Origin of the sequence: Mycolicibacter sinensis, assembly GCF_001667945.1 — a bacterium.
Classification (GTDB): Bacteria; Actinomycetota; Actinomycetes; order Mycobacteriales; family Mycobacteriaceae; genus Mycobacterium; species Mycobacterium sinense_B.
This window is the reverse complement of the sequence record NZ_LZJK01000100.1, coordinates 1-1,786: the sequence shown is the minus strand read 5'-3', so window position 1 is coordinate 1,786 and position 1,786 is coordinate 1. Positions and strand designations below refer to the sequence as shown.

The window sequence follows — 1,786 nt, the reverse complement described above, 5'->3', positions numbered from 1 at the left end:
GCGCGGCTAGATCCACCACCATGGTCAACCCGCCACCTGGTGTCTCCGTCGCCGAGATGGTGCCCCCCATCGCCTCGGTGAAACCCCGTGCCACCGAGAGTCCCAGCCCCACACCGCTGGTGTTGTCGCGATCGCCGAGGCGCTGGAAGGGGTCGAACACGTGTAACTCGCCGCCGCGGGGCAGCCCGCGGCCCTCGTCGGCGACGTTGATCAAAACCCGGTCACCGACTTGACCTGCCGTCACCCGCACCACGCTGTCCGAGGCGTAGCGCAGGGCATTGTCGATCACGTTGGCCAGCACTCGTTCTAACAGGCCGGCGTCGGCCATTGCCACCGTCGGACCCACCTCCACCTTCACCTGGTCCAGGCCGTTCCGCCGGAAGATGTTGCTGCGCTTACCGATTCCGATCAAGGAGCGCTGCACGACCTCCTCCAGGTACACCTTGGTGAGCTCCGGTCGAATGACGCCCGCGGCCAGTCGTGAGGAGTCCAGCAGGTTGCCCACCAAACCGGTGAGCTGGTCGACGGATTCCTCGACGGTGGCCAGCAGTTCGGCGGTGTCATCCGGTGAGAACGCGACGTCGTCGGCGCGCAGACTCGACACGGCCGCCTTGGCCGCCGCTAGCGGGGTACGCAGGTCGTGGCTGACCGCCGACAGCAGGGAGCGGCGCAGTTCGTCGGCCCGCATGACGGCCTCGGCGCGGTTGGCCTCTGCGGTCAACTCGCGCTGCCGGATCAATCCGGCCGCCTGCTTGGCCACCGCGGACAGTACCCGGCGATCACGGGCTGCCAACTGTTTTCCGGCGAGAAGCATCCAGAACTCGTCGTCACCGACTTCGATTGCGGTGTCGGCGGACTCGACCGTCGTACACGGCTCGTTTCCGGCCGCGGCGACGACCGCCTCGCCGGCCTTCTGACCGTCTAAGGTGCGCACTCGCAGGATGCTCACCGCGCGCAGGGCGTAGGTCTCTCGGACGCGTTCCAGTAGCGTCTCCGGGTCTGCGCCCCGCAACACCGACCCGGCGAACAGGGCCAGTAGCTCCGCTTCACCCGAGGCGCGGCCGGCTTCCCTGGCGCGTTCGGCGGCGCGGTCCACCAACCCCGAGACCGCGACCGCGACCAGCAGCAGCACGATTTCGGTGATCGCCGAATCGGTTTCGGCGATGGTGAAACTGTGTCGGGGGTCGATCAGGAAGTAGTTGAGCAGCAGGCCCGAGACCACAGCCGACAGCATTGCGGGGGCGACGCCGCCGAGGAGGGCGACCACCAGCACGCCGACGAAGAACAGCGCGCTCTCTCCGCCTAGGCGCAGCACCGGATCCAGCCATGCGGTTGTGATCCAGCAGACTAGCGACGGCACGAGCACCGCCGCTAGCCATGGCAGCACACGGCGTTGCCGAGCCGAGAGCGCTCCGCCGCGAAAGCCTTGCCCGGACTCTTCATGAGTCACTATGTGGACATCGATCTTCCCGGACAGCCGCACCACCGTCGCACCGATACCCTCGTCGAGCAAACGTGCCCAGCGGGACCGCCGCGACGTCCCGATCACCAGCTGGGTGGCGTTGACGTCCCGGGCGAAATCCAACAGCGCGGTCGGCACATCGTCGCCGACGACGACGTGCAGCGAGACGCCGAGGCTGGCCGCCAACTCGCGGATCTTGCCGATCCGGGCATCGGGCAAGGGCGAGCGCCCGTCACCGCGCAGCACGTGCAGCGCCAGCAACTCGGCGCTGGACTTCGACGCGATCCGCGAGGCTCGGCGGACCAGTGTCTCGGACTCCGGGCC

1 protein-coding gene is annotated in these 1,786 nt (G+C 68.1%); it reads right to left on the bottom strand.

Annotated elements, in window-relative coordinates:
• A partial coding sequence (locus A5694_RS13925; RefSeq protein WP_064922425.1) for a DUF4118 domain-containing protein occupies positions 1–1,786 on the bottom strand: 1,786 nt, incomplete at both ends.